The following is a 22,851-nucleotide window of genomic DNA, read 5'->3' as shown; positions in this document are numbered from 1 at the left end:
ATCAGATATCCAGCTCTTCGATGCTGGTTGCATTGTCGCGGATGAATTCGAAGCGCTTTTCAGGCTTCTTGCCCATCAGGTCGTCCACCAGCTCGTTCACGACGGCGCGTTCGGCATAGTCGTGGGGCAGGGTGACGCGCAGGAGGGTGCGTTTTTCCGGCGCCATGGTGGTTTCCTTCAGCTGCGCCGGCGGCATCTCGCCCAAGCCCTTGAAGCGGCTGATATCGACCTTGCCCTTGCCGGCAAATTCGGTGGCCATCAGATGATCCTTGTGGGCGTCGTCGCGGGCGTAGAAGACCTTGCCGCCGCGCGCGAGGCGATAAAGGGGTGGCATGGCCAGATAAAGCCGGCCGTCGCGCACCAGTTGCGGCATTTCCTGGAAGAAGAAGGTCATCAGGAGCGTTGCGATATGGGCGCCGTCCACGTCGGCGTCAGTCATGATGATGATTTTTTCATAGCGCAGGGCAGCCCGGTCGTAATTGCCACCGGTGCCGCAGCCAAGCGCCTGGATCAGATCGCGGATTTCCTGGTTTGCTGCGATCTTGTCGCGGGTTGCAGACGCCACATTCAGGATCTTGCCGCGAATGGGCAGGATCGCCTGCGTCTTGCGGTCGCGCGCCTGTTTGGCCGAGCCGCCTGCGGAATCGCCTTCCACGATATAGATTTCAGTGCCGTCCGGGCTGTCGCTTGAACAATCGGTAAGCTTGCCGGGCAGGCGCAGCTTACGCTTGGAAACGGCGGTCTTGCGCTGGATTTCCTTCTCCTGCCGACGGCGGAGGCGTTCCTCCATCCGCTCGAACGCCCAGGTCAGAAGGCCACTCGCACGCTCCGGATGGTCGGCGAGCCAATGGTCGAAAGCGTCACGGATCGCGTTTTCGGTCAGCCGCTGGGCGTCACTCGTCGTCAGTTTGTCCTTCGTCTGTCCCTGGAACTGCGGGTCGCGGATGAAGACGGAAAGAAGCGCGCAGGCAGATCCCCACACATCTTCAGCGGTCAGTTGGGCCGTTTTCTTGCCGTTGCCGGTAAGATCCCCGTAGGCCTTCAAGCCTTTCACGAGGGCGGCTTTGAGGCCGCTTTCGTGGGTACCGCCTTGCGGGGTCGGGATCGTGTTGCAATAGCTGGAGAAGAAGCCGTCGCCGAACTCCGGCCAGTGCAGCGCCCACTCGACCTGACCCTGCGCGTCTGGAAATTTCACAAAGCCCGCGAAGGGCTCGGGCGTGACGGTGGAACGCTTGGCGACCGTTTCTGTCAGGTAATCCGAAAGGCCGCCGGGGAAATGCAGTGTTGCTTCCGCCGGGGTCTGGTCGTCTGACGGGATCAGGCTTTCAGCACATTTCCAGCGGATTTCAACGCCGCGGAAAAGATAGGCTTTCGACCGCGCCATCTTGAACAGGCGAGCCGGCTTGAAAGCAGCACCCTTGCCAAAAATCTGCTCGTCCGGCTTGAAGCTGACGATGGTGCCGCGGCGATTTTGCACAGCGCCAAGATTTTCCAGTCCCGAAGTCGGCAGGCCGCGCGAGAAGGTCTGGCGGTAAAGCGTGCGGTCGAGGGCAACCTCGATATTCACGAATTCGGAAAGCGCGTTCACCACCGAAATGCCCACGCCGTGCAGGCCGCCCGACGTGGCATAGGCATCGGACGAAAACTTGCCGCCCGAATGCAGCATGGTAAGGATCACCTCAAGCGCGGACTTGCCCGGATACTTCGGGTGCGGGTCCACGGGGATGCCCCGCCCGTTGTCTCCGATGCTCACCGAACCATCTTCATTCAGGGTCAGGGTGATTCGCGTGGCGTGGCCCGCCACTGCCTCATCCATTGAGTTATCGAGCACTTCGGCAACCAGATGGTGCAGTGCGCGTTCGTCCGTTCCGCCGATATACATGCCCGGCCGCATGCGGACAGGCTCAAGGCCTTCAAGGACTTCGATGTCCTTCGCAGAATAATCGGTCTTGGTCTGCGAAACTTCGAACAGGTCGGTCATCGGCTTTCCTTTTGAGGGCGGGGCATTCCGGGTTATTATAGCGGGGCGCGCCCGTCAAGCTGCATCAAAATATAGTAGCACTGACGGGTATAATTAGCAGTGGTTGTATGTAGTTGCGTGAATTGGTGACGAATCTGCCCTTTCCCTAAAGACAAAATTAAGGGATAGGACGCTAGCGTCACCCGACAAATGAAAGCGACAGGTGCTACATGGCCTCCCTCACTGCCTTCTCTTCCATGCGTCGCTGGATGTCCGGCGAAGATACGGAAACAGACACTGAAAATGTTGCCGTCGGCGACCGTTTCTGCCTGCGCGAGCGCCTTTCGAGCGTGTGGGTGGTAAGCCGCATTTCAAACGTCGAATCCAGCCGGTATCCGCTCGTGAACCTACGCCATGAATCATATCCCGACCTTGAAAAGACGGTTTCGGTGGGCGCCCTTGCCGATGGAATCGATTTTCTGCCAATGCCGCGCCATTGACAGCGGCGTGTGATCACAGCCGCTTGATTTTGGGGCGCCGGCCCGTCACCTTGGATGTTCGTACCGTTTCGATCATTTCCAAGGACCATCACCTGTGACGTCACCCGAAAGCGCCGAACCCACCGGTTCCCTCGCCACCGCGATTGCCCATACATCGCGCCTGCTGGCACAGAATCCGGCGCTTGCCGAAGAACAAGCAACCGAAATCCTGCGGGTTGTCCCCGATAGCCCGGAAGCGGCTCTCCTGAAGGCGATGGCCGTGGCACGGCAAGGCCGCCGCGAGGAAGCGCAAGCTCAGTTCGAAGCTCTTTTGAAGCGCCTGCCGGACTATGCCGGTGCCTGGTATGAGCTTGGCCAGTTCCATGCACGCTCAGGCGATTTGGAGGAAGCGGTCAGGAAGATTCGCAGGGCCGTGGACGTGGCACCAGGCTATACGCAGGCATGGCTGGCGCTGGGCGATATGCTGACAGTGCTCGGAAAAATCGAGGAGGCCGACGCGGCCTTCGCACGCCATATTGCGACCTCGACAAATGACCCGAACCTGATGGCGGCGGCAACCGCGCTGGTCGAAAACCGCCTGCCTGAAGCCGAGCATCTTCTGCGCAGCCACCTGAAACAGTTCCCGAGCGACGTAGCGGCCATGCGCATGCTGGCGGAAACCGGCGGTCGGCTTGGTCAGTATGACGATGCCGTGTTGCTGCTGGAGGATTGCATTGAACTGGCGCCGGGCTTTGATGCCGCGCGGCACAATCTGGCCCTGATGCTGAACCGGAACGGGCGCTTGCCGGAAGCGCTTGAGCATCTCGATTTCCTGATCGGCAAGGACGGCAACAATCCGAACTACCGGCTGCTGCGCGCAGCCTGCCTGTCGCGCCTCGGCAGGTACGAGGAAGCGATCCAAGCCTATGAACGCATACTGAAGGTTTTCGACGGCCATCCGCAAAGCTGGATGAGCTACGGCCATGCCCTGAAAACGGTCGGGCGTCAGGATGAAGGCATTGCAGCTTATGAAAAGGCGGTGGCTATCGCGCCGGAGCTTGGCGAAGTCTGGTGGAGCCTCGCCAACCTCAAGACCTTCCGCTTTTCCGATGAGCAACTGGCCATCATGGAACGCGAGGTGGCGCGCGAGGATATTTCGAAGGAAGACAGGTTCCACCTGCATTTCGCACTCGGCAAGGCTTATGAGGACCGCAAGGACTATAGTCAGTCGTTCGCTCACTATGAGGTCGGCAACACAGAGCGCCGTGAGGAACTTCAGTATAGCGCCGAGATCACGTCAGGACTGGTGGCTCGCAGCAAGGAACTGCTGACCGCAGACTTTTTCGCTACGCGGCAAGGGCAGGGGTCGCCAGCTGCGGACCCGATCTTTGTGGTGGGGCTGCCGCGGGCGGGCTCGACGCTTGTGGAGCAGATTCTGTCCAGCCATTCGATGGTCGAAGGCACGATGGAACTGCCGGACATTATCGCGATTGCCAAGGAACTGGGCTTCAAGGATGGCCGCAAGGGCACCGGGCTGTATCCGGGCTCGATTGCCGATCTGCCGGCCGATCAGCTGAAGGCGCTGGGTGAAGAATATCTTGATCGTACCCGTATCCAGCGCAAGGAAGGCACACCTTTCTTTATCGACAAGATGCCCAACAACTGGCTGCATGCCGGGCTTATCCACCTGATCCTGCCGAACGCCAAGATCATCGATGCGCGCCGCCATCCTATGGGCTGCTGCTTCTCGGGCTTCAAACAGCATTTCGCCCGCGGGCAGGCCTTCACTTACGGCCTCACTGAGATCGGCCGTTACTATCATGACTATGTCGACCTGATGTCGCATATCGACCGGGCTTTGCCGGGCCGCGTGCACCGCGTGATCTATGAGCGGATGGTCGAGGATACCGAGACAGAAATCCGCGCACTCCTTGATTACTGCGGGCTTCCTTTCGAAGAATCGTGCCTGCGATACTGGGAAACCGACCGCGCGGTGCGCACCGCAAGCTCCGAACAGGTGCGGAAACCGATTTTCAAGGATGCCGTAGAGCATTGGAAAAACTACGATCCCTGGCTCGGGCCGCTACGCGAGGCGCTGGGCCCTGTACTTTCGTCCTATCCCGCTTCTCCCTTCGTTTAAAGTGCGGATAACGCACGAAAATTTCCTAATTCGTTGCTTGTAGGGCAATAAAAGAAAAGGTAGCCTAATAAGGCAGTAATAAGCCGAAAATAATGGCCTACAGGGAGATAACGAATGATAACGGATCTAGGTGCGCAACGTACCGGTTTTGCGCGCAATGCTACGCGGTCGCTGCTGCTGGCGACGACCGTACTGGCGGCTGGAAGTCCCGCCCTGGCGCAATCGGCCGGTGCCGAGTCGAGCGAACTTGTTCTCGAAGAAATCGTGGTGACCTCGCAGAAGCGTTCTGAAAACATGCAGGACGTGGCGCTCGCCATCCAGGCGTTCGGCAACGAAAAGCTTGAACAGCTTCAGGTCACCGACTTCTACGATTACGCCAAGATGCTGCCGAACCTGTCCTACGCGACAGCAGGCCCGGGCTTCAGCCAGGTCTATATGCGCGGTGTGGCATCAGGCGGTGACGGCAACCACTCGGGTTCGCTGCCGAGCGTCGGGATCTATCTTGATGAACAGCCGATCACGACAATCCAGGGCGCCCTTGATGTGCATGTCTATGACATCGAGCGTGTCGAGGCACTGTCGGGCCCGCAGGGCACGCTCTATGGTGCCAGCTCGCAGGCCGGTACGGTCCGTATCATCACCAACAAGCCCGACGTCAACGAGTTCTCGGCAGCCTATGACCTTGAGGTCAATCAGGTTGAGCACGGCGGCATGGGCTATGTCGGCGAAGGCTATGTCAACAAGCCGCTGTCAGACAAGGCAGCCATCCGCCTTGTCGGCTGGGTGAAGGAAGACGCCGGCTATATCGATAACGTCCATAACGTGCGCCAGTATGTCGGCCGCAGCCAGTTCGCGGACGACAATGCTGAATTTGCCGAAGACAATTACAACAATGTGTCGACCTACGGCGGCCGTCTTGGCCTGCGTATCGACTTGGACGAAAACTGGACCCTCACGCCGCAGCTGATGGGCCAGTACCAGAAATCCAACGGCTCCTTCGCCGTGGACCCGGCTTTCGGCGACCTGAAGGTAGCTCACTACCATCCTGAAGTGCAGAAGGACAAATGGGTACAGGCAGCCCTCACGCTTGAGGGCAAGGTTGGCAACTGGGACCTCACCTATTCGGGCTCGTACCTGCGCCGTGCGATCGACGGTGAAACCGACTATGCCGACTATGCTTATTTCTATGACGCCTATTATGTCGCGGGCGGCGGCGGCGGCACCTATTTCTACGATAATGCCGGCGATTATGTGAACCCGTCGCAGTTCTTCCGCAGCCGCGACCGCTTCTCGAAGATCAGCCAGGAACTCCGGCTGGCCTCGCCCGCTGAAAATGACGTCCGCTTCGTAGGCGGCTTCTTCTATCAGCGCCAGAGCCACAATATCCAGCAGCGCTACATGATCTGGGATATTGCCGATGCGATCACGGTTCCGAACTGGGATAATACGATCTGGCTTACCAAGCAGAGCCGCGTTGACCGCGACTATGCCGTGTTCGGCGAGCTGACCTGGGACATTACCGAGAAATTCTCGGTGACCGGCGGCCTGCGCGTCTTCAAGTATGACAACACGCTTGTCGGCTTCTTCGGCTACAGCGACGGCTGGTCAAGCCGCACGGGCGTTGCTGCCTGTGCCGGCGGTATCGACGGCCCGGCTGTCGTGGAAAACAGCCCCTGTACCAACCTCTATGACGACGCGGTATATGCAGCGACCGGCGATGTCGTGCCGCGTTCCGCCAAGAAAACAGGCAACACCTACAAGATCAACATGAACTATCATGTCACCGACGACATCATGGTTTATGGCACGATCTCGCGGGGCTTCCGTCCGGGCGGCCACAACCGTCGTGGTACGCTGCCGCCCTATATCCCGGATTTCCTGACCAACTATGAGCTGGGCTGGAAAACCACGCTGTTCGATGGTCGTGTTCGTTTCAACGGCGCCATCTATCAGCAGGATTGGACGGACGTTCAGTATTCGCTCCTTGGCGCCAACGGCCTGACCGAAATCACCAACGCGGCGCAAGCCCGCATCAAGGGTTTCGAGATGGATGCGACGGTCGCCGTGACCGATGGCCTGACCGTGACCGGCAGCATTGCGCACAACAATGCCCGGCTGACCGAAAACTTCTGCGGTTTCACAGATGATAACGGCAACCCGGTAACCGAGTGCGCAAGCCCCGAGGCACCAATCGGCACCGTCCTGCCGATCACGCCCAAGTTCAAGGCGGCCATGACGGCACGCTACGAATGGACGTTCGGTGACTATAACGCCTACGGCCAGATGGTCATGAGCCATCAGGATCGCCGCAATTCGGATCTCCGTCTTCTGGAGCGCAGCATTCTGGGCCGTCTGCCGGCCTCGACCGAAGCTGATTTCAGCTTTGGCGTGGGCAAGGATGGCTGGACGATCGAAGCTTACATCCATAATGCCTTCGACGAGCGCACCGAAAACGGTCGCTATGCAGCTTGCGGCGAGACGATCTGCGGCACCGGCTTCCCGGAAGTCGGAGCACCTGGCATCATCTACAGCGTGCCGAGCCAGCCGCGCACCTTCGGCATCAAGTTCGGTCAGGAATTCTGATCGGGCCCATGCCCGCGATAACAGGGAAGGGGCGGTGCTTCGGCATCGCCCTTTTCATTTTCAGGGACTTGCCATATCGGCCGCTTGGGCCTATGGCTGCGTCAACGAATTCAAGAATGAGGCAAAGCCATGCAGCAATATGATGTCACCGCAATCAAGGAAATGATCCCGCACCGTTATCCGTTCCTCCTTGTTGACAAGGTTGTCGATATCGTGAAGGGCGAAAGCTGCACGGGCATCAAATGCGTGACGATCAACGAGCCCTTCTTTCCGGGGCACTTCCCGGACAAGCCGGTGATGCCAGGGGTGCTGATCCTCGAGGCCATGGCACAGACTGCCGGCGTGCTGGCCGTTGACAGCCTTGGCGAAGATGCCAAGGGCAGCAAGGCGGTCTTTTTCATGGGGATCGACGGCGCCAAATTCCGCAAGACGGTGGAACCGGGTGATCGGCTGGAAATGAAGATCACGGTCCTGCGCGGCGGCGGGGCTGTCTGGAAATTCCAAGGCGAAGCCTATGTCGAAGGCACCAAGGTTTGCGAAGCAACCCTGACCGCCATGATGGGCGCGAACTGAGCGAACCCAAGATCATCCATCAGATGAAAAAGGCCCCGGAAATGTTTCCAGGGCCTTTTCTTTTTGTCGTTATCGCTTAGCGCTTATCGACCGGTACATAGTCGCGTTTGGTGGCGCCGGTGTAGAGCTGGCGAGGACGGCCGATCCGCTGGGTCGGGTCTTCGATCATCTCTTTCCACTGGGCGATCCAGCCCGAAGTGCGGGCGAGCGCGAAGAGAACGGTGAACATTTCGGTCGGGAAACCCATCGCCTTCAGGATGATGCCCGAATAGAAGTCCACGTTCGGATAGAGCTTCTTGTCGATGAAATAGGGGTCTTCGAGCGCGATCTTTTCAAGCTCCATCGCCACATCAAAGAGCGGGTCTTTGACGCCAAGCTCTTTCAGCACCTTGTGGGCGGTGGCGCGCATCACTTTCGCGCGCGGATCGAAGTTCTTGTAGACGCGGTGGCCGAAGCCCATCAGGCGGAACGGATCGTTCTTGTCCTTGGCGCGGGCGATGAATTCCGGAATACGGTCAACGGTGCCGATTTCCTGCAGCATGTTGAGGCAGGCTTCGTTGGCGCCACCATGCGCGGGGCCCCAGAGGCAAGCGATGCCGGCTGCGATACAGGCGAACGGGTTCGCGCCCGACGAACCGGCAAGACGCACGGTCGAGGTCGAGGCATTCTGCTCGTGATCGGCATGCAGAATGAAGATCAGGTCCATTGCCTCTTCGAGGATCGGGTTGACCTTGTATTCCTCGGCCGGGACCGAGAACATCATCTTCAGGAAGTTGCCGGCATACGAAAGATCGTTCTGCGGATAAACGAACGGCTGGCCGACCGAATATTTGTAAGCCATGGCAGCGATCGTCGGGATCTTAGCGATCAGGCGGTAGCTCGCCACCATGCGCTGGTGCGGGTCGTTGATATCGGTGCTGTCATGATAGAAGGCGGCAAGTGCGCCGACCACACCGACCATCACCGCCATTGGGTGTGCGTCGCGGCGGAAACCCGAATAGAATTTGTGCAGCTGCTCATGGATCATCGTGTGGTGGGTGATATCCCACTCGAACTTGGCTTTCTCGGCTTTGGTCGGCAGCTCACCGAACAGCAGGAGATAGCAGACTTCCATGAAATCGCTTTGTTCAGCCAGTTGTTCGATCGGATAGCCGCGGTACCAGAGCTCGCCTTCATCGCCGTCGATATAGGTGATGCGGGATTCGCAGCTTGCGGTCGAGGTGAAGCCGGGGTCGAAGGTGAACATGCCGGTTTCCGCATAAAGCTTGCGAACATCCATCACTTTCGGACCGGTGCTTCCTTCCAGCACGGGCAGATCCACTGCAGCGCCGTTGCCGGCCAGCTTCATCGGTTCGTTGGACATGTTTTCAACTCCTTCCTTATATTTTGGCGTTCGGTTGCTGGCGCCGGGGGCGTCAGGCCGTCGATCTTTCAAGCCGGGCGAGAGTTTCTTCCCGGCCAAGAATTTCCAATGTGTCAACCAGATCACCAGACGGGAGACCACCGGTGACGGCAGCGCGAACGGGCTGCATAACCTTGCCAAGTTTCAGCTCTTTCGCAACTGCAAAAACGCTGACAGCTTCCTTGATCAGGTCATGGGACCAATTTTCAACAGATTTGAGACTTTTTGAAAGCTCAGCGAGCATCGCCTTGTTCTCATCCGTCAATTGGGCAAGGGCAGACTCAGATGGCTTTTGCGGTTCGCCGTTACAGAAAAGCGACGCATATTCCGCGAGTTCCGGCAGGCGCTTGGCCCGTTCGGCAAGCGATGGCATGGCCTTCAGGATACGTGCTTCTTCGTCGGCAGCAGGCGCACGACCGATACGGGCAGCGAGCAACCCTTTGACAAGGCCGTAAAGCGCATTCGCAGGCTTCGCGCGCATATAATGGGCGTTGAGGCTGTCCAGCTTGTCGAAATCGAAACGGGCAGGGCCCCGGCCGACCGATTCCAGATTGAACCACTCAATCGCCTTGTCGGTCGGGATGATTTCCTCGTCACCATGGCTCCAGCCGAGGCGCAGGAGATAGTTGCGCATGGCTTCGGGCAGGAAACCCATTTCTTCATAGGCTTCAACGCCAAGCGCACCGTGGCGTTTCGAGAGCTTCTTACCGTCCGGCCCGTGAATGAGCGGGATGTGGGCGAATTCCGGGATTTCCCAGTCCATCGCCTTGAAAAGCTGATACTGGCGGAAAGCATTGTTCAGGTGATCGTCGCCGCGGATCACGTGGGTGATCCCCATGTCATGATCGTCCACAACCACCGCCATCATATAGGTCGGCGTGCCATCCGAGCGCAGCAGGATCATGTCGTCCAGCTCCTTGTGCTGGACGGTAACAGGCCCCTGGACAAGATCATTGATCACGGTTTCGCCGTCACGCGGCATCTTCAGGCGGATCACCGGGGCAACGCCTTCAGGTGCCTCAGCAGGGTCGCGGTCGCGCCACAGGTCGCCCCGGAAATTTTCACCCTTCGCGCGGGCTGCTTCGCGGGCGGCGGCATTTTCCTCGGCGCTTGCATAGCAGCGATAGGCCCGGCCGCGTGCAAGCAGCTCCTCCGCGACCTCGCGGTGGCGGGGCGAAGAGGCAAACTGGCTGACAGCATCGCCGTCCCAGTCGAGTTCCAGCCACTTCAGTCCGGTGAGGATGGCCTCGATAGCGGCATCGGTGGAGCGGGCCCGGTCGGTATCCTCGATCCTCAGGCGGAACGTGCCACCATGATGGCGCGCGAACAGCCAATTATAAAGCGCCGTGCGGGCGCCGCCGATATGGAGAAAGCCGGTTGGGGAGGGCGCAAAGCGGGTCACCACCCTCTTTGAAGAAGACGCCGTCATCGTACGCGAAGTCCTTGATCTTGATACAGAACGGGAGGCGAAAACAGGAGAGAGAAGGGGAGTACCTGCTTGCCCTAATGGCTTGTAGCATATGTTTTTCCGCAACACAAACAGGTGCGGCGCCATCGTGGCTTGTTGATCCACAGGTGCGTGATTACACTTCTGGCGGGCAAACGGGGGCTATATGGACGGCAGCCGGGTATCGGGAAAGCGCAACAGCTGGCAGGCACGCCTCCTGCGGCCTGTCACCTTTGCGCGCGACGGCCGCGTTGCCGTGCTTGCTTTCGCGCTGTTGTTCGGGGCCGGATTCGGCGCTAATGGCCGGATACCGGTGCTGGCGTCCGGCACACTATGCCTTGCGACCTTCGCCCTTGCCCGATTTGCGCCAGCCCGCCTGCAGCTCACCCTTTATGCAGTGGCTGCATTCGCGCTCGGCTTAGCGTGGGCGACTGTGCGCGTTCCGCAACTTGGGGACATCACCTTCTGGCCAGCGGAAACCTATATTGCTTTCACGGGCGAAGTTGGCGCGGTCGAACAGCGCGGAGAGCGAGGATTGCGCCTGACCGTAACCCCGCGCGATTTTAACGCTCAACGCCGCGAGGGACCGCCCGGCCGGTTGCGCCTGATGGTCCGTACGGAAGCACCCGCTGATCTCGTGCCCGGCGATATCGTCACGCTTGAGGCCATTGTCAGCCCACCCAAAGGGCCCGTCTATCCGGGCGGGTATGACTTCCGCCGCCATGCCATCTCGCAGGCTGTAACGGGCGAAGGCTTTGCAGTGTCACCCGTTGTCCGCGTGACAGAAGCTGATGGTGGCGGCATGGCACGGCAAGTCGAGCGGTGGCGCAGCCGGATCGCACAAGACCTGCAGTCCCTGATGCCCGGTCAGGCCGGGGCGCTGGCCGCCGCCCTTCTCGTCGGGATCCGTGGTGGGCTCGACCAGGCAACGCTTGATGCCATGCGGGACGCGGGCCTTGCCCATATGCTTGCTATTTCCGGCCTGCATATGGGGATTATCGCAGGCGGCGCCTTCCTGCTGTTCGAACTGCTTGCGGTGGCGATCCCGGGCTTCGCCCACCATATCTTGCCGCGAAAGGTGGCGGCGGTGATGGGCATGCTGGTCGCGACCGCCTATCTCATTCTTTCCGGCATGGGGATACCGACGATCCGGGCCTATATCATGGTGATGATCGGCTTTACGGCGGTGCTCGCCAACCGGCGGGCGCTATCGCTGCGCAGTCTTGCCATCGCCGCACTCGTGATCGTGGCCATCGACCCGGCCGCTATTTCGAGTGCAGGCTTCCAGATGTCATTCGCCGCAACAGCAGGGCTCGTTGCCGCTTATGAGGTTTGGACCCGTTACCGCGCCGCGCGGCGGGCAAGCGGCGAATGGCGGGGCGACGATAGAGGCTTCGCTGGCCGGATAGCCGGCTTCGTCGTGGCAAGCCTTGCAACAACGCTGGTGGCGGAGGCCTCGATTGCCGCCGTCGGGCTTTATCATTTTCAGCACCTCACGCTTCTTGGCGCCGTTGCCAACCTGATCGGCGTACCGGTGCTGGCATGGTTTATCATGCCGCTCGCCATCGTCACGCTGCTGCTGATGATCCTGGGCTTGCCGGCGTTTACCGCGCCGCTTCTCGGCTGGGGGCTTGAAAGCCTGATCGAGCTTGCGGTGGCTGCCGCCGGGATGCCCGGCGCCGTGCTGTACCGCTGGATGCCGGGAGAAGCCTATCTTTGCCTGACCCTTGCCTTCGCGCTGTTCGTTGTCGCCCGTGACCGGCGCGTGTGGGTGGCTTCCGCCCTGATGGTGGCCACAGGGATGATGCTGACCGATCAGGCGCGGCGCCCGGACCTGCTGATCGACAGCGGCGGGCGCCTTGTCGCACGCTTCGATGCGGCCCGGCAGACGATGCAGTCATCAAGCGGCAGGCAAAGCTTTCGCACGGCGGCGTGGGCGCGGCAATGGGGCCTGCGGCCGGGACTTGCACAGGAAAAGCTGCCCGGCGCCTGCGATGCTGCGGGGTGCTTGTGGGATATAGGGCTTGATAAGCCACTGGCGGTGCCCCGTGACCTGTCGGCCGTCGAGGAAGATTGTCCGCAAGCCGCCATCGCCATCGTTGAATATCGCTGGCGGCGCTATTGTCGGGGCGCGGATATCATGGTCACGACGCGGGAGCTTGAAGAATCCGGTCCGGTAGCCGTCTGGTACGGTGCGCCGGGATCATTGCCCCAGTTGGAATGGAGCAGGGAACAGGAAGACCGTGATAGTGTCCATGCCCCCTGATCGTTTCACCGTGCCTCAGTGATAATGCCGGATCAGCCCGACGAGGCGACCCTGAACCTCAACCCGATCGGATTCGTAAATCTGGGGTTCGTAGGAGCGGTTGGCGGGAATAAGGCTGATATGGCGGCCGGAGCGACGCAGCGTCTTGAGGGTGGCTTCCTCTCGGTCGACAAGGGCGACAACAACTTCGCCGTCACGGGCCGTGTTGCAGCTTTCGATGATCACGGTATCGCCGTCCATGATGCCGAGCTCGACCATGGAATCGCCGGAAATTTCGAGCGCATAACAGTCGCCGCGGCCGAGCATGGAGGCGGGAATTGCCACATGGGCGTCGCCACGTTCCAGCGCTTCGATGGGTGTGCCGGCCGCAATCCGGCCATGCAGCGGAATCTCGACCGTACCTGCGTCCTGCTCGGGGGCGCGGCGCGGCGTGAAGTCGGCGGAGACGACATTGGTGCTGGCAGCAGGTGCCGTATCGGGCTTGGTGCCTTCCGGCAGCTTCATGACTTCGAGCGCGCGGGCGCGATTTGCCATGCGGCGGATAAAACCGCGTTCTTCAAGGGCACCGATCAGACGGTGAACACCGGACTTGGATTTCAGGCCAAGGGCATCCTTCATCTCGTCGAAGGAAGGCGAGATACCATCCGCCTTCAGTCGCCGGTCGATGAACAGAAGAAGCTCGCGTTGCTTGGATGTCAGCACATCATCCCCCTTGAAAACATGATAAGCGGCGTTGCTTATATGTTCTCTTTTAGTTCACCTTTTGATTGAATGTCAAGAGCGTAAGGGGATCAGCAGGTCTCGGCGCGCCACGGGCCGCTTTTGCCACCGTCTTTTTCAAGGAGGCGGATATCGCCGATAACCATGCCCTTATCGACGGCCTTGGCCATGTCGTAAAGCGTGAGGGCGGCAACGCTCACCGCCGTCAAGGCTTCCATCTCGACCCCTGTTTGGCCCGAAACTTTCACCGTCGCTTCAATACCGATGCAGGTGTCATCAAGCGGTGTGAAATCGAGCTTTACCGAGGTGATGGCCAAGGGATGGCACAAGGGGATCAGGCGGCTGGTCTCCTTGGCAGCCATGATACCGGCGATCCGCGCGGCGGCGATCACGTCACCCTTGGGCAGTCCGCCTTCCATGATGAGCTTCAGCGTTGCAGGCCGCATGGTGACAGTGGCAGCGGCAAGCGCGCGGCGCTCGGTGACTGTCTTGGCACCCACATCCACCATATGGGCGGCGCCAGTATCATCCAGATGGCTTAGCTTGCTCATGCCGCTGCGGGCCTTTGCAGGGCACGAACGGCGGCGGTCACGTCGTCCTGACGCATGAATGTCTCGCCGATCAGGAAGCAGCCCGCACCGGCAGCTTCGCACGCCGCTAGGTCAGCGGGTGTTGCCAGGCCAGATTCCGCCACAAGGATACAGTCATCAGGCACATGCTTCGCGAGCTCAAGCGTTGTATCAAGAGAGACCTGCATCGTCTTGAGATTACGGTTATTTATACCGATCAGCAGGCTATCGAGTTTGAGGGCGCGGTCAAGCTCCGCCCGGTCATGCACTTCGATCAGTACGTCCATACCGAGGTCAAAAGCCGCGTATTCCAGTTCATGGGCCAGCCCGTCGTCCAGTGCCGCCATGATCAGCAGGATACAATCGGCTCCAAGCGCGCGGGCTTCCACCACCTGATAGGGATCGACCATAAAATCCTTGCGCAAGCATGGCAGCGAGACGGCTGCACGCGCAGCCACGAGATAGCTGTCATCTCCCTGGAAATAGGGGATGTCGGTCAGGACAGAAAGGCACGCCGCACCGCCGGCCTCATAGGCACGGGCAAGGGCAGGCGGGTCGAAATCAGGGCGGATCAGGCCCTTCGAAGGGCTCGCCTTTTTGATCTCGCATATGAAGCCATATTCGCCTGCGTTCCGGCGGTCGACAAGCGCCTGCGCGAAATCGCGTGGCTCGCTAGCGGCCAGTGCACGGGCGCTAAGCTCGGCAAGGCCGACCTGCTGCTTGCGGCGGGCCACATGCTCGCGCTTTGCATCGCAGATTTCAGCCAGAATGTCGCGGGTGCCAGTCATTTCTCGTCGTCTTTCCAGCGGTTCGTATAGGCAATCCAGTCGGCAAGCGCGCGGGCGGCCTTGCCGCTGTCGATGGTCTCGCGCGCCAGATCCACGCCTTCCTGCAGCGCGGCCGTGCGGCCACCCACGGTAAGGGCCGCGCCTGTATTCAGCAGAACAATATCACGGTAGGCGGATTTTTGCCCGGACAGAAGTGCGCGGATCGCCTCAGCATTCACATCGGCGTCACCGCCTTTCAGATCCTGGATGCTGGCGCGCTTGAGGCCAACTTCCTCTGGCGTCACGGTGAAGCGGCGGGTGACGCCATCTTTCATCTCGACCACATGGGTCTCAGCCGTCGTCGTTAGTTCATCCAGCCCGTCGGCGCCGTGCACGACCCAGACATGCTCGCTGCCGAGGCGCTTCAGCACCTCCGCCATAGGCTCCAGCCAGCGTTCGTCGAACACGCCCAGAAGCTGGCGTTTGGTGCCCGCCGGGTTAGCGAGGGGGCCGAGCAGATTGAAAATCGTCCGAAGCTTCAGCGAGCCGCGCACCGGCGCCACATGGCGCATGGCGCGGTGGTGGCTCGGCGCAAACAGGAAGGCGAAGCCATATTCGCGCAAGGCCTGTTCGTTGGCGAACTCGGGGATTTCAAGGTTTGCGCCGAGTGCGATCAGCACATCCGCTGAACCGGATTTTGACGAGACCGAACGGTTGCCATGCTTGGCGACCGGCACGCCGGCCGCTGCCGTCACAATCGCGGCAGCGGTGGAGATATTGTAGGTACCAAGCTCGTCGCCGCCCGTGCCGCAGGTGTCGATGGCGCCTTCCGGAGCCTCGATACGACCGGCCTTGGCGCGAAGGACCTCTGCGCCGCCGACGATTTCATCGGCCGTTTCGCCGCGCACGCGCATGGCCATCACGAAAGCCGCCATCTGCGCCAGATCGGCCCCGCCCGACATGATCGTATCGAACGCATCTCGCGCGTCAGCGGTCGTCAGCGCCTTGCCATCGGCAAGCCGGGCGAGATGCTGCCGAAAATCGGTCACTTGCCGAACTCCGATGCGATCTTCATGAAATTGGCGATGAGCGCATGACCATGCTCGGAAGCGATGCTTTCCGGGTGGAACTGCACGCCGTGGATCGGCAGTGTTTTGTGCGCGAGCCCCATGATGAGCCCGTCTTCTGTTTCGGATGTCACCTCAAGGCATTCCGGCAGGTCTTCGCGCGCCACGATCAGCGAATGATACCGTGTGGCAGCATAAGGTGAGGGCAGGCCGGCAAAGAGGCCGGTGCCGTTGTGCGTGATCTCGCTCACCTTGCCGTGCATCACCTTGGGCGCGCGGCAGACTGTGCCGCCAAAGGCCTGACCGATCGCCTGATGGCCAAGGCACACGCCAAACAGCGGCAGCGGTGTTTCGGTCACCGCCTTGATCATATCGAGGCAAATCCCTGCTTCATTCGGCGTGCAGGGGCCGGGCGACAGAATGATGCCTTCCGGTTTTTGTGCCATAACGTCGGCCACGGAAATTTGGTCGTTCCGGTAAACGGCGACCTCTGCCCCTTTTTCGACGAAATAGTGGTACAAATTGTAGGTGAAGCTGTCGTAATTATCGATCAGGATATACATGGCTTTAACTGGGATAGTGTCCCGAGGGATGATGGCAAACGTGCATCGGACAATGCGGTATTCGCCGCGATTGTCAATCCTTCAGGCGGGCTTGTCACAGAAAAGGCCGTTCAAATGGTAGGGAGTTACAGCCGGTGACGGGTTCGCGCCGCAGCGACAATATCTTGAAGCGACAGCCTGAGAGTGCCCCGCAGATGGAGTTGAGCTTTGCCGATGACGCCTCGGCAGAGGAGGGCAAAGCCGACTGGCGTGCCCGAAAACGTCGCCATCCCAAGCCGAAACCCCGCAAGATCAGCTCCGGCCTCAGGATGGCCGGCGGGCTTTATGGCTTTGTCATCCTTGCCATCGTTTACGGCCTATACAGCGTGATCAGCGAACGGAAAGACACGCTGCCACCACCCATCGCTGTGGCGGTGGAAGAGTCAGCTGGACAGACGCCGGAAGAAATTTTCGAGGCGAACGAGCCTGCGCCCCCCTCAACAGCGGCGCTTGGCGACGATGATATTGCTGCGCCGGGCATGATAGTTCCCGCGCAGCCGCCGCAAACCGTCAAGGGCGTGCCGGCCTGGCGGCGCAATGCGATGGCAAGCGTGGTGACGAATGCGCCAAAGCTTGCGATCGTTATCGATGACCTCGGCCTGCAGGAATATGCGACGGACGACCTCCTCTCCATTCCGGGGCCTATCACGCTTGCCTTCCTGCCCTACGCCCAGAATCTGGCGGCGCAAACCCGCAAGGCGCATCTGGCAGGGCACGAGCTTCTGGTGCATTTGCCGATGGAGCCTGCAGCTGCGGGCTATGACCCCGGCCCCAATGCGCTCCTTTCCGGCCTGACCAAGGACGAATTCAAGCGTCGCCTTGACTGGAACCTCAGCCGGTTTGATGGTTTTGTCGGGATCAACAATCACATGGGCAGCGGCTTGACCGCACGTCCGGAAGCCATGGCTGCGGTGATGGTGGCCCTGAAGTCGCGGGGCCTGCTGTTCCTCGACAGCCTGACCACATCAAAAAGCCAGGGGGCGCGCGAGGCGGCGCTTGCCGGCGTTCCTTATGCTCGCCGCGATGTTTTCCTTGATAACGTGCGGGACCGCGCCGCCATCCTCAGGCAGCTCGCAGAAGCCGAAGCAAGGGCACGAAGCCACGGATCGGCAATCGCCATCGGACATCCGTATCCCGAAACCATCAGCACCCTTCGCGAGTGGCGCAAGGGGCTGGACGCACGCGGACTTGTGCTCGTCCCGCTCAGCCAACTTGTGCAGGAAGAAACAACAGCCCGCGCAGAGGCGGCACGAGCGTCAAACGTTTCGAGATAGCGTCAGCCGCGGTTGGACGTGGCGAAACGGATGGCTTCGCGTGCAGCGGCGATCAGGGCACCGGCTTTTTGCTCGCATTCGCGCTGTTCGCTGGCCGGCACGGAATCAGCCACCACACCTGCGCCTGATTGCACATGCATCACGCCGTCCTTGAGGATCGCGGTGCGCAAGACAATGCAAGTATCCATATCGCCGCCAGCGCTGTAATAGCCGACGGCCCCGGCATAGGGCCCGCGCGCATCGGTCTCCAATTCGTCAATGATTTCCATCGCCCGCACCTTGGGGGCACCCGATACCGTACCCGCCGGGAAACCGGCAGAGAGCGCATCGATGGCATCGTGGGCGGGGTCAAGGTCTCCAACCACGTTCGAGACGATATGCATGACGTGGCTGTAGAGCTCGATCGTATTCCGGGCCGTCACCTTGACGCTGCCGGCCTTGGCAACCCTGCCGACGTCGTTGCGGCCGAGATCGAGAAGCATCAGATGCTCGGAAAGTTCCTTCGGGTCCGCCAGAAGGTCGGCCATGAGGGTAGCGTCTTCCTCTGCATTCGCACCCCGGCGGCGGGTGCCGGCAATCGGGCGGATCGTGACTTCGCCTTCGCGCAACCGCACAAGGATTTCAGGGCTCGACCCGACGATGGACACATCGTCAAAAGCCAGATGATACATGAAAGGCGAAGGGTTCGTCCGGCGCAGGGCACGGTAAAGCGCGAAGGGCGGCAGGGTGAAGGGCAGGCTGAAACGCTGGCTAAGCACGACCTGGAAGATATCGCCGGCGAGAATATAATCCTGCGCCGTCCTGACCATTTCCTCGTAGCGTTCCGGGCTGGTGTTCGACACGGGTACAGCGGCTTCGAGCGCGCCTGCATCAACACTCGCCGAGGCAAGCAGCGGCAGAGGCGCGTTCAGCCGATCCATCATAGTGTCTATAAGGGCGTCCGCCGCCTTGAAGCCATTCGCGTCGCGCACCGGCACCACGATGGTGATAAGGTTCGTCACGCTGTCGAATATCGCCATCACCGTAGGTCGGATGAAAAGCGACGTCGGCAGACCGAGCTTGTCAGGCTTGCCGGGGCCCAGCGGCTCCATCTGGCGAACCATGTCATAGCCCATATAGCCGACAATCCCGGCAGCCATCGGTGGCAAACCGGCAGGCAGGTCAATCTGGTTGTCAGCGAGCAACTGGCGGAGCGACTGGAGCGGCGCATCGGGCAGAGGGGCATAAACCTGCGGTTCGGCCGTGACATCAGTGCATAGTTCGGCCTTACCGTCCCGCACACGCCACAGGAGATCGGGCCGAAGGCCGATGACCGAATACCGCCCGCGCGTTTCGCCACCTTCAACGGATTCAAGAAGGCAGCTGTAGCGTTCCCCCGCCGCCAGTTTCAGATAGGCTGAAACCGGCGTGTCGAGGTCCGCCACGAAAGAACGGTAGACGACCGTAGGGATGGAATTCCGACCGTCGGCCAAGCTCATGTCACTCGGCGTCCTTGCGGAAGAGCTGAGTGACCACAGCATTGTTGATCTCGGGCTTGTACTGCTCAAGGAGCCAATGCTGATACTGAGCCAGAAGTTCGTCCATCAGGCCACGCGCGATCCCGTCCTGCAGGTTCGCAACTTCCGTTGTCGACTTGTCGGGATCCCCGGCGACGATTTCGTTCACGCGCACAACCACATAGCCGTCATTGTCGGCCGAACGGTCAGTGGCGACTTCATCCTTCTTGAGATCGAAGATCAGGGCGCGGATCGAATCCGACAGGCTCGATTGTTCGGCAGCCGTGCGGGTAACGTTGCGGGCATCAAGCGAGGTGCCGCCAAGGTCAGCCGCAATGGCTTCGGGCGATTCACCGGCTTTCAGCCGCTCGACAGCTGCTTCGGCAAGCGCACCGGCGGCTTCCTGCTTCGCATCGACGATCAGGCGCTCGCGCACGCTGCTTGCCACTTCCTCGAACGGCTTCAGCTCGGGTTCCTTGACTTCATCAAGGGCCATCACGAACAGGCCCTTGGTATTGTCCTGCGGATCAAGGTCGGTGACTTCCGGCTCCTGACCCATTTCAGCCGCAAAAGCGGCCTGATGGATACGGGCTTCCTCGGCGCTCGAAATCGCCGGGCTGCCGTTCGCATTGAGGCCATCACGATCAACGAGGGTCACGGTCGCGGCGTCCAGGTTCAGCTTCTGTGCGACAGAGGCAATGGAGCCATCGGCCGCGATGGCATCTTCAATCTCGGGCACGAAATCGAACATCTTGTCGATGGCATGTTCGCGCTTGAGCGTGGCAACAAGCTCGTCGCGGACGCTTTCCAACGTCTTCGTTTTGCCCGTGGTTATGCTGGCAACACGGAAGACGTTCCAGCCGGCGCCTCCCTCGATGGCCTCGGAGACGGCCCCGTCAGCAAGGGCAAACACGGCGTCCGCGGCGGCATCGCCGTAATCCCGCGCGATGTCTTCCTTCGTCAGGTCGCCAAGATCGATTTCTTCCTCGGTGAATTTGGAGGCAGCAGCCGCTGCCTTCACAAAGTCCTCGCCGCCCTGAACGGCCGCGATCAGCGCGTCAGCAGCTTCTTTCGTCGGCAGGGTCACTTCCTGAATGCCGCGCAGTTCGGGCTGGATATAGTCGCTCGCCCGGTCTTCATAGGCGAGTTCGATATCGGCATCCGTCAGTTCCACATCCTTTTCGAAACGCGCAGGCGTCAGGAGGATATAGCGATAGGTGCGGCGCTCGGGAGTCATGAAGCTGTTCTTGTTCGCTTCGTAATAGCTTTGCATCGCCTCGTCGGTCGGCGCTGGCACGTCCGCAATGTCGCTCGCCTTGAAGGTGATCATCGAGGCCGCGCGGCGCTCGGCGCGCCACACATAAAGCTCACGCGCCATTTCAAGCGGTACGGGCGAGGCCGAAGTCATGGCATCCACAAGCTGCTGGCGGGTCACAAGGCCGCGCAGGTCGGTCAGCAGGTCTTTCTGCGTCATGCCGGCGCGCTGCAGGGCGGTATCCATCATCGCCTGGCTGAAACGGCCATCAGGCGTGCGGAACGCCTCGATCGAGGTCAGTTCGTCAGCAATCTGTTTGTCGGTCGGGCGCAGGCCAAGGTTGCGGGCATGTTCCATCACAGCCGCTTCCGTCACCATCTGCTGCAGGATCTGGTAATCCAGATTGAGCGCCTTGATGAGTTCGGCCGTGCCCATCTGTCCACCGAACTGCACTTGCAGTTGCTGGGCGCGGCTCTGGACCGTGTTGGCAAACTTCTGGGTGGTGATTTCCTGCTCGCCGACTGTTGCGACCTTGGAATTGTCGCCGGTGAGGATGCCAGGGCCGATCCCCCAGATGGCAAAGGCCACGATCAGGATCGCCATCAGCGGTGTCGCGATAACCTTGGTCATGGACCCTTTGCGCATATTGAACAGCATACGCCGTTGCTCCCGTGTTCTTATCGTTCGTCTGAAGCGCATGCGGCCTTGCCGGACATGCGGTTGGGCGCGCATCATAAGGGGCAGTGTGCGGGCCCGCAACATGCGATTTCGCCTATTTCAAGGAGGTGGCGACGGTCGTTTCTGGCTGGCTTCGGACGGCGCTATTTGCTACGAGCAGAGGGAAAATCATCAATACCAATAATTCAATACCCCAATGATCCCGAGGAGATGCCCGATGCGCGCACCAAAACCACTGGCTGCCGGCAACTGGAAAATGAACGGCCTGAAGGCAAGCGGAGCCGAGATTGCCGATCTGGCAGCACGCCTCAAGGCTGCCCCCGCTGGCTGTGATGTACTCATTTGCCCACCCTTCACACTGGTAGCAAGCCTTGCAGAAGCCGCTGCGGGATCCGGCGTCGCCGTCGGTGCGCAGGATTGCCATGCCAAGGCATCGGGTGCGCATACCGGTGACATTTCGGCGCCGATGCTAGCGGACGCCGGCGCGAGCTTCGTGATCGTCGGTCATTCCGAGCGCCGCGCCGATCACGGCGAGACAGACGCAGACGTGGCGGCGAAAGCAGCAGCGGTGCAGGCTGCCGGCCTTTCGGTCATCATCTGTGTTGGTGAAACCGAAGCCGAACGCGTCGCGGGCCGCGAGGTGGACGTTGTCAGCAAGCAGCTTGCCGGATCGGTTCCTGCCGATGTCGACACCGACCACCTTGTCATTGCCTACGAGCCTGTCTGGGCCATCGGCACCGGTCGCACGCCGAGTGCCGCCGACGTGCAAGCCATTCACGGCGTCATCCGCGAAAAGCTTGTGGCGCGGTTCGGTGCAGAGGCGGGCTCGATGGTCCGTATTCTTTATGGCGGCTCGGTCAAGCCCAACAATGCGAAAGAACTGATGTCGGTCCCCAATGTGAATGGCGCGCTCGTTGGCGGCGCCAGCCTCAAGGCCGCAGATTTCGACGCGATTATCGGGGCCTGGCGCTGAGCGAACAAAAAGGCGTACTTAGGGCTTGGCAAACGGACGCCTTTTGTCTAGAAAGCGCGCTTTGATCGGGGTATGAAGTTCATGCCCCGTGTACTCATGCGAAGAGTTGAAAGGTTGGCCGATGGAAGCCGTACTTCTCAGTATCCACCTGATTGTCGCGATTGCGCTTGTTGGCGTGATCCTGCTGCAACGCTCCGAAGGCGGTGCGCTGGGCATCGGCGGCGGGGCGGGCGGCCTGATGACGGCGCGCGGCGCCGGCGACCTCCTGACCAAGACGACACGCTGGCTTGCCATCGTGTTCATCGCCAACTCGCTGCTTCTGGGCTGGTACGCCACCCACAAGAAAACGGACAACAGCGTCATCGAAGCCGCCGAACAGGCAGCCCCGGTGACCCAGGAAGAGGGCGGCAGCCAGCTTCCTGAAATGCCCACCATCCCCGAGGATGGCGGCAACTAAGCGACTTCGGTCGAACGGGGGCAGCGGCCCCCGTTTCCTTTTGTGAGAGCGTATTTATAGTAGGTTCAAGCTGCGGCCCCGTCCGCAGTCTTTCGTGTGAAAGCGAAGGGACGCGTTGGGGCCGGGCTTTGTATTGATGTGAG

Annotated in this window: 18 protein-coding genes; 8 read left to right on the top strand and 10 right to left on the bottom strand. The window is 60.5% G+C overall.

Features of this window, described 5'->3' with window-relative positions; genetic code table 11:
- Position 1 precedes the first annotated feature (1 nt).
- The gene (gene parE, locus OU694_RS05495; RefSeq protein ID WP_308909978.1) at positions 2 to 1,981 is read right to left on the bottom strand and encodes a DNA topoisomerase IV subunit B; all 1,980 of its coding nucleotides are present in this window, start codon (positions 1,979 to 1,981) and stop codon (positions 2 to 4) included.
- Positions 1,982 to 2,190: 209 nt separating this feature from the next.
- Between parE and OU694_RS05490 the strand changes: the two genes are divergently transcribed.
- The 4 genes from OU694_RS05490 (at position 2,191) to fabZ (ending at position 7,735) form a co-directional block, all read left to right on the top strand.
- Entirely contained in the window at positions 2,191 to 2,460 is a 270-nt protein-coding gene (locus OU694_RS05490; protein WP_308909977.1) for a hypothetical protein, read from the top strand.
- 94 nt (positions 2,461 to 2,554) lie between these two features.
- Positions 2,555 to 4,579, top strand: a complete 2,025-nt coding sequence (locus OU694_RS05485; protein WP_308909976.1) for a tetratricopeptide repeat-containing sulfotransferase family protein — start codon at positions 2,555 to 2,557, stop codon at positions 4,577 to 4,579.
- Between the two features lie 114 nt (positions 4,580 to 4,693).
- Entirely contained in the window at positions 4,694 to 7,162 is a 2,469-nt protein-coding gene (locus tag OU694_RS05480; RefSeq protein ID WP_308909975.1) for a TonB-dependent receptor, read from the top strand.
- Between the two features lie 129 nt (positions 7,163 to 7,291).
- Positions 7,292 to 7,735 (top strand): 3-hydroxyacyl-ACP dehydratase FabZ, encoded by a 444-nt coding sequence (fabZ, locus tag OU694_RS05475; protein WP_308909974.1) that lies wholly within the window; start codon positions 7,292 to 7,294, stop codon positions 7,733 to 7,735.
- A 76-nt stretch (positions 7,736 to 7,811) separates the two neighbouring features.
- Here the strand turns inward: fabZ and OU694_RS05470 are convergent, their stop codons facing one another.
- Entirely contained in the window at positions 7,812 to 9,098 is a 1,287-nt protein-coding gene (locus OU694_RS05470) for a citrate synthase (RefSeq protein ID WP_308909973.1), read from the bottom strand.
- A 52-nt stretch (positions 9,099 to 9,150) separates the two neighbouring features.
- Positions 9,151 to 10,566, bottom strand: a complete 1,416-nt coding sequence (gene gltX / locus OU694_RS05465) for a glutamate--tRNA ligase (RefSeq protein WP_373460210.1) — start codon at positions 10,564 to 10,566, stop codon at positions 9,151 to 9,153.
- Between the two features lie 184 nt (positions 10,567 to 10,750).
- Here gltX and OU694_RS05460 point away from each other — a divergent pair, with 184 nt between their 5' ends.
- Positions 10,751 to 12,850, top strand: coding sequence for a ComEC/Rec2 family competence protein (locus tag OU694_RS05460; protein ID WP_308909971.1), 2,100 nt, complete (start codon positions 10,751 to 10,753; stop codon positions 12,848 to 12,850).
- 15 nt (positions 12,851 to 12,865) lie between these two features.
- Here the strand turns inward: OU694_RS05460 and lexA are convergent, their stop codons facing one another.
- From lexA to OU694_RS05435, 5 genes are all read right to left on the bottom strand, one after another.
- A complete protein-coding gene (gene lexA / locus OU694_RS05455; protein ID WP_308909970.1) occupies positions 12,866 to 13,552 on the bottom strand; it encodes a transcriptional repressor LexA in 687 nt (228 codons plus the stop codon).
- An 89-nt stretch (positions 13,553 to 13,641) separates the two neighbouring features.
- A complete protein-coding gene (gene moaC, locus OU694_RS05450) occupies positions 13,642 to 14,121 on the bottom strand; it encodes a cyclic pyranopterin monophosphate synthase MoaC (protein ID WP_308909969.1) in 480 nt (159 codons plus the stop codon).
- Positions 14,118 to 14,927, bottom strand: coding sequence for an indole-3-glycerol phosphate synthase TrpC (gene trpC / locus OU694_RS05445; protein WP_308909968.1), 810 nt, complete (start codon positions 14,925 to 14,927; stop codon positions 14,118 to 14,120). The genes moaC and trpC overlap by 4 nt, the downstream gene beginning before the upstream one ends.
- Complete coding sequence (gene trpD / locus OU694_RS05440; protein ID WP_308909967.1) at positions 14,924 to 15,955, bottom strand: anthranilate phosphoribosyltransferase; 1,032 nt, start codon at positions 15,953 to 15,955, stop codon at positions 14,924 to 14,926. The genes trpC and trpD overlap by 4 nt, the downstream gene beginning before the upstream one ends.
- Entirely contained in the window at positions 15,952 to 16,536 is a 585-nt protein-coding gene (locus tag OU694_RS05435; RefSeq protein WP_308909966.1) for an anthranilate synthase component II, read from the bottom strand. The genes trpD and OU694_RS05435 overlap by 4 nt, the downstream gene beginning before the upstream one ends.
- 194 nt (positions 16,537 to 16,730) lie before the next feature.
- Here OU694_RS05435 and OU694_RS05430 point away from each other — a divergent pair, with 194 nt between their 5' ends.
- Positions 16,731 to 17,849 carry a divergent polysaccharide deacetylase family protein gene (locus OU694_RS05430; RefSeq protein ID WP_308909965.1) on the top strand — a complete coding sequence of 373 codons (1,119 nt, stop codon included), beginning with the start codon at positions 16,731 to 16,733 and terminating at the stop codon, positions 17,847 to 17,849.
- 2 nt (positions 17,850 to 17,851) lie between these two features.
- Here the strand turns inward: OU694_RS05430 and trpE are convergent, their stop codons facing one another.
- Positions 17,852 to 19,327 carry an anthranilate synthase component I gene (gene trpE / locus OU694_RS05425; RefSeq protein ID WP_308909964.1) on the bottom strand — a complete coding sequence of 492 codons (1,476 nt, stop codon included), beginning with the start codon at positions 19,325 to 19,327 and terminating at the stop codon, positions 17,852 to 17,854.
- A gap of 1 nt (position 19,328) precedes the next feature.
- Entirely contained in the window at positions 19,329 to 21,257 is a 1,929-nt protein-coding gene (locus OU694_RS05420; RefSeq protein ID WP_308909963.1) for a SurA N-terminal domain-containing protein, read from the bottom strand.
- A 238-nt stretch (positions 21,258 to 21,495) separates the two neighbouring features.
- Here OU694_RS05420 and tpiA point away from each other — a divergent pair, with 238 nt between their 5' ends.
- Together tpiA and secG are read left to right on the top strand one after the other, a co-directional pair.
- Positions 21,496 to 22,251, top strand: a complete 756-nt coding sequence (gene tpiA, locus OU694_RS05415) for a triose-phosphate isomerase (protein ID WP_308909962.1) — start codon at positions 21,496 to 21,498, stop codon at positions 22,249 to 22,251.
- A gap of 121 nt (positions 22,252 to 22,372) precedes the next feature.
- Positions 22,373 to 22,708 carry a preprotein translocase subunit SecG gene (secG, locus tag OU694_RS05410; RefSeq protein WP_308909961.1) on the top strand — a complete coding sequence of 112 codons (336 nt, stop codon included), beginning with the start codon at positions 22,373 to 22,375 and terminating at the stop codon, positions 22,706 to 22,708.
- Positions 22,709 to 22,851 lie beyond the last annotated feature (143 nt).

It is taken from the genome of Pseudokordiimonas caeni (assembly GCF_026719705.1).
Taxonomy (GTDB): Bacteria; Pseudomonadota; Alphaproteobacteria; order Sphingomonadales; family Kordiimonadaceae; genus Gimibacter; species Gimibacter caeni.
The sequence above is the reverse complement of the archived record's forward strand: the minus strand, read 5'-3'. Positions and strand labels throughout refer to the sequence as shown.

Excerpts from the sequence above, each read along its gene's own strand:
- parE (WP_308909978.1), bottom strand. The coding sequence starts at position 1,981 with ATGACCGACCTGTTCGAAGTTTCGCAGACCAAGACCGATTATTCTGCG.
- OU694_RS05490 (WP_308909977.1), top strand. The coding sequence starts at position 2,191 with ATGGCCTCCCTCACTGCCTTCTCTTCCATGCGTCGCTGGATGTCCGGC.
- OU694_RS05480 (WP_308909975.1), top strand. The coding sequence starts at position 4,694 with ATGATAACGGATCTAGGTGCGCAACGTACCGGTTTTGCGCGCAATGCT.
- fabZ (WP_308909974.1), top strand. The coding sequence starts at position 7,292 with ATGCAGCAATATGATGTCACCGCAATCAAGGAAATGATCCCGCACCGT.
- OU694_RS05470 (WP_308909973.1), bottom strand. The coding sequence starts at position 9,098 with ATGTCCAACGAACCGATGAAGCTGGCCGGCAACGGCGCTGCAGTGGAT.
- gltX (WP_373460210.1), bottom strand. The coding sequence starts at position 10,566 with ATGACGGCGTCTTCTTCAAAGAGGGTGGTGACCCGCTTTGCGCCCTCC.
- OU694_RS05460 (WP_308909971.1), top strand. The coding sequence starts at position 10,751 with ATGGACGGCAGCCGGGTATCGGGAAAGCGCAACAGCTGGCAGGCACGC.
- moaC (WP_308909969.1), bottom strand. The coding sequence starts at position 14,121 with ATGAGCAAGCTAAGCCATCTGGATGATACTGGCGCCGCCCATATGGTG.
- trpC (WP_308909968.1), bottom strand. The coding sequence starts at position 14,927 with ATGACTGGCACCCGCGACATTCTGGCTGAAATCTGCGATGCAAAGCGC.
- OU694_RS05435 (WP_308909966.1), bottom strand. The coding sequence starts at position 16,536 with ATGTATATCCTGATCGATAATTACGACAGCTTCACCTACAATTTGTAC.
- OU694_RS05430 (WP_308909965.1), top strand. The coding sequence starts at position 16,731 with ATGGAGTTGAGCTTTGCCGATGACGCCTCGGCAGAGGAGGGCAAAGCC.
- trpE (WP_308909964.1), bottom strand. The coding sequence starts at position 19,327 with ATGAGCTTGGCCGACGGTCGGAATTCCATCCCTACGGTCGTCTACCGT.
- OU694_RS05420 (WP_308909963.1), bottom strand. The coding sequence starts at position 21,257 with ATGCTGTTCAATATGCGCAAAGGGTCCATGACCAAGGTTATCGCGACA.
- tpiA (WP_308909962.1), top strand. The coding sequence starts at position 21,496 with ATGCGCGCACCAAAACCACTGGCTGCCGGCAACTGGAAAATGAACGGC.
- secG (WP_308909961.1), top strand. The coding sequence starts at position 22,373 with ATGGAAGCCGTACTTCTCAGTATCCACCTGATTGTCGCGATTGCGCTT.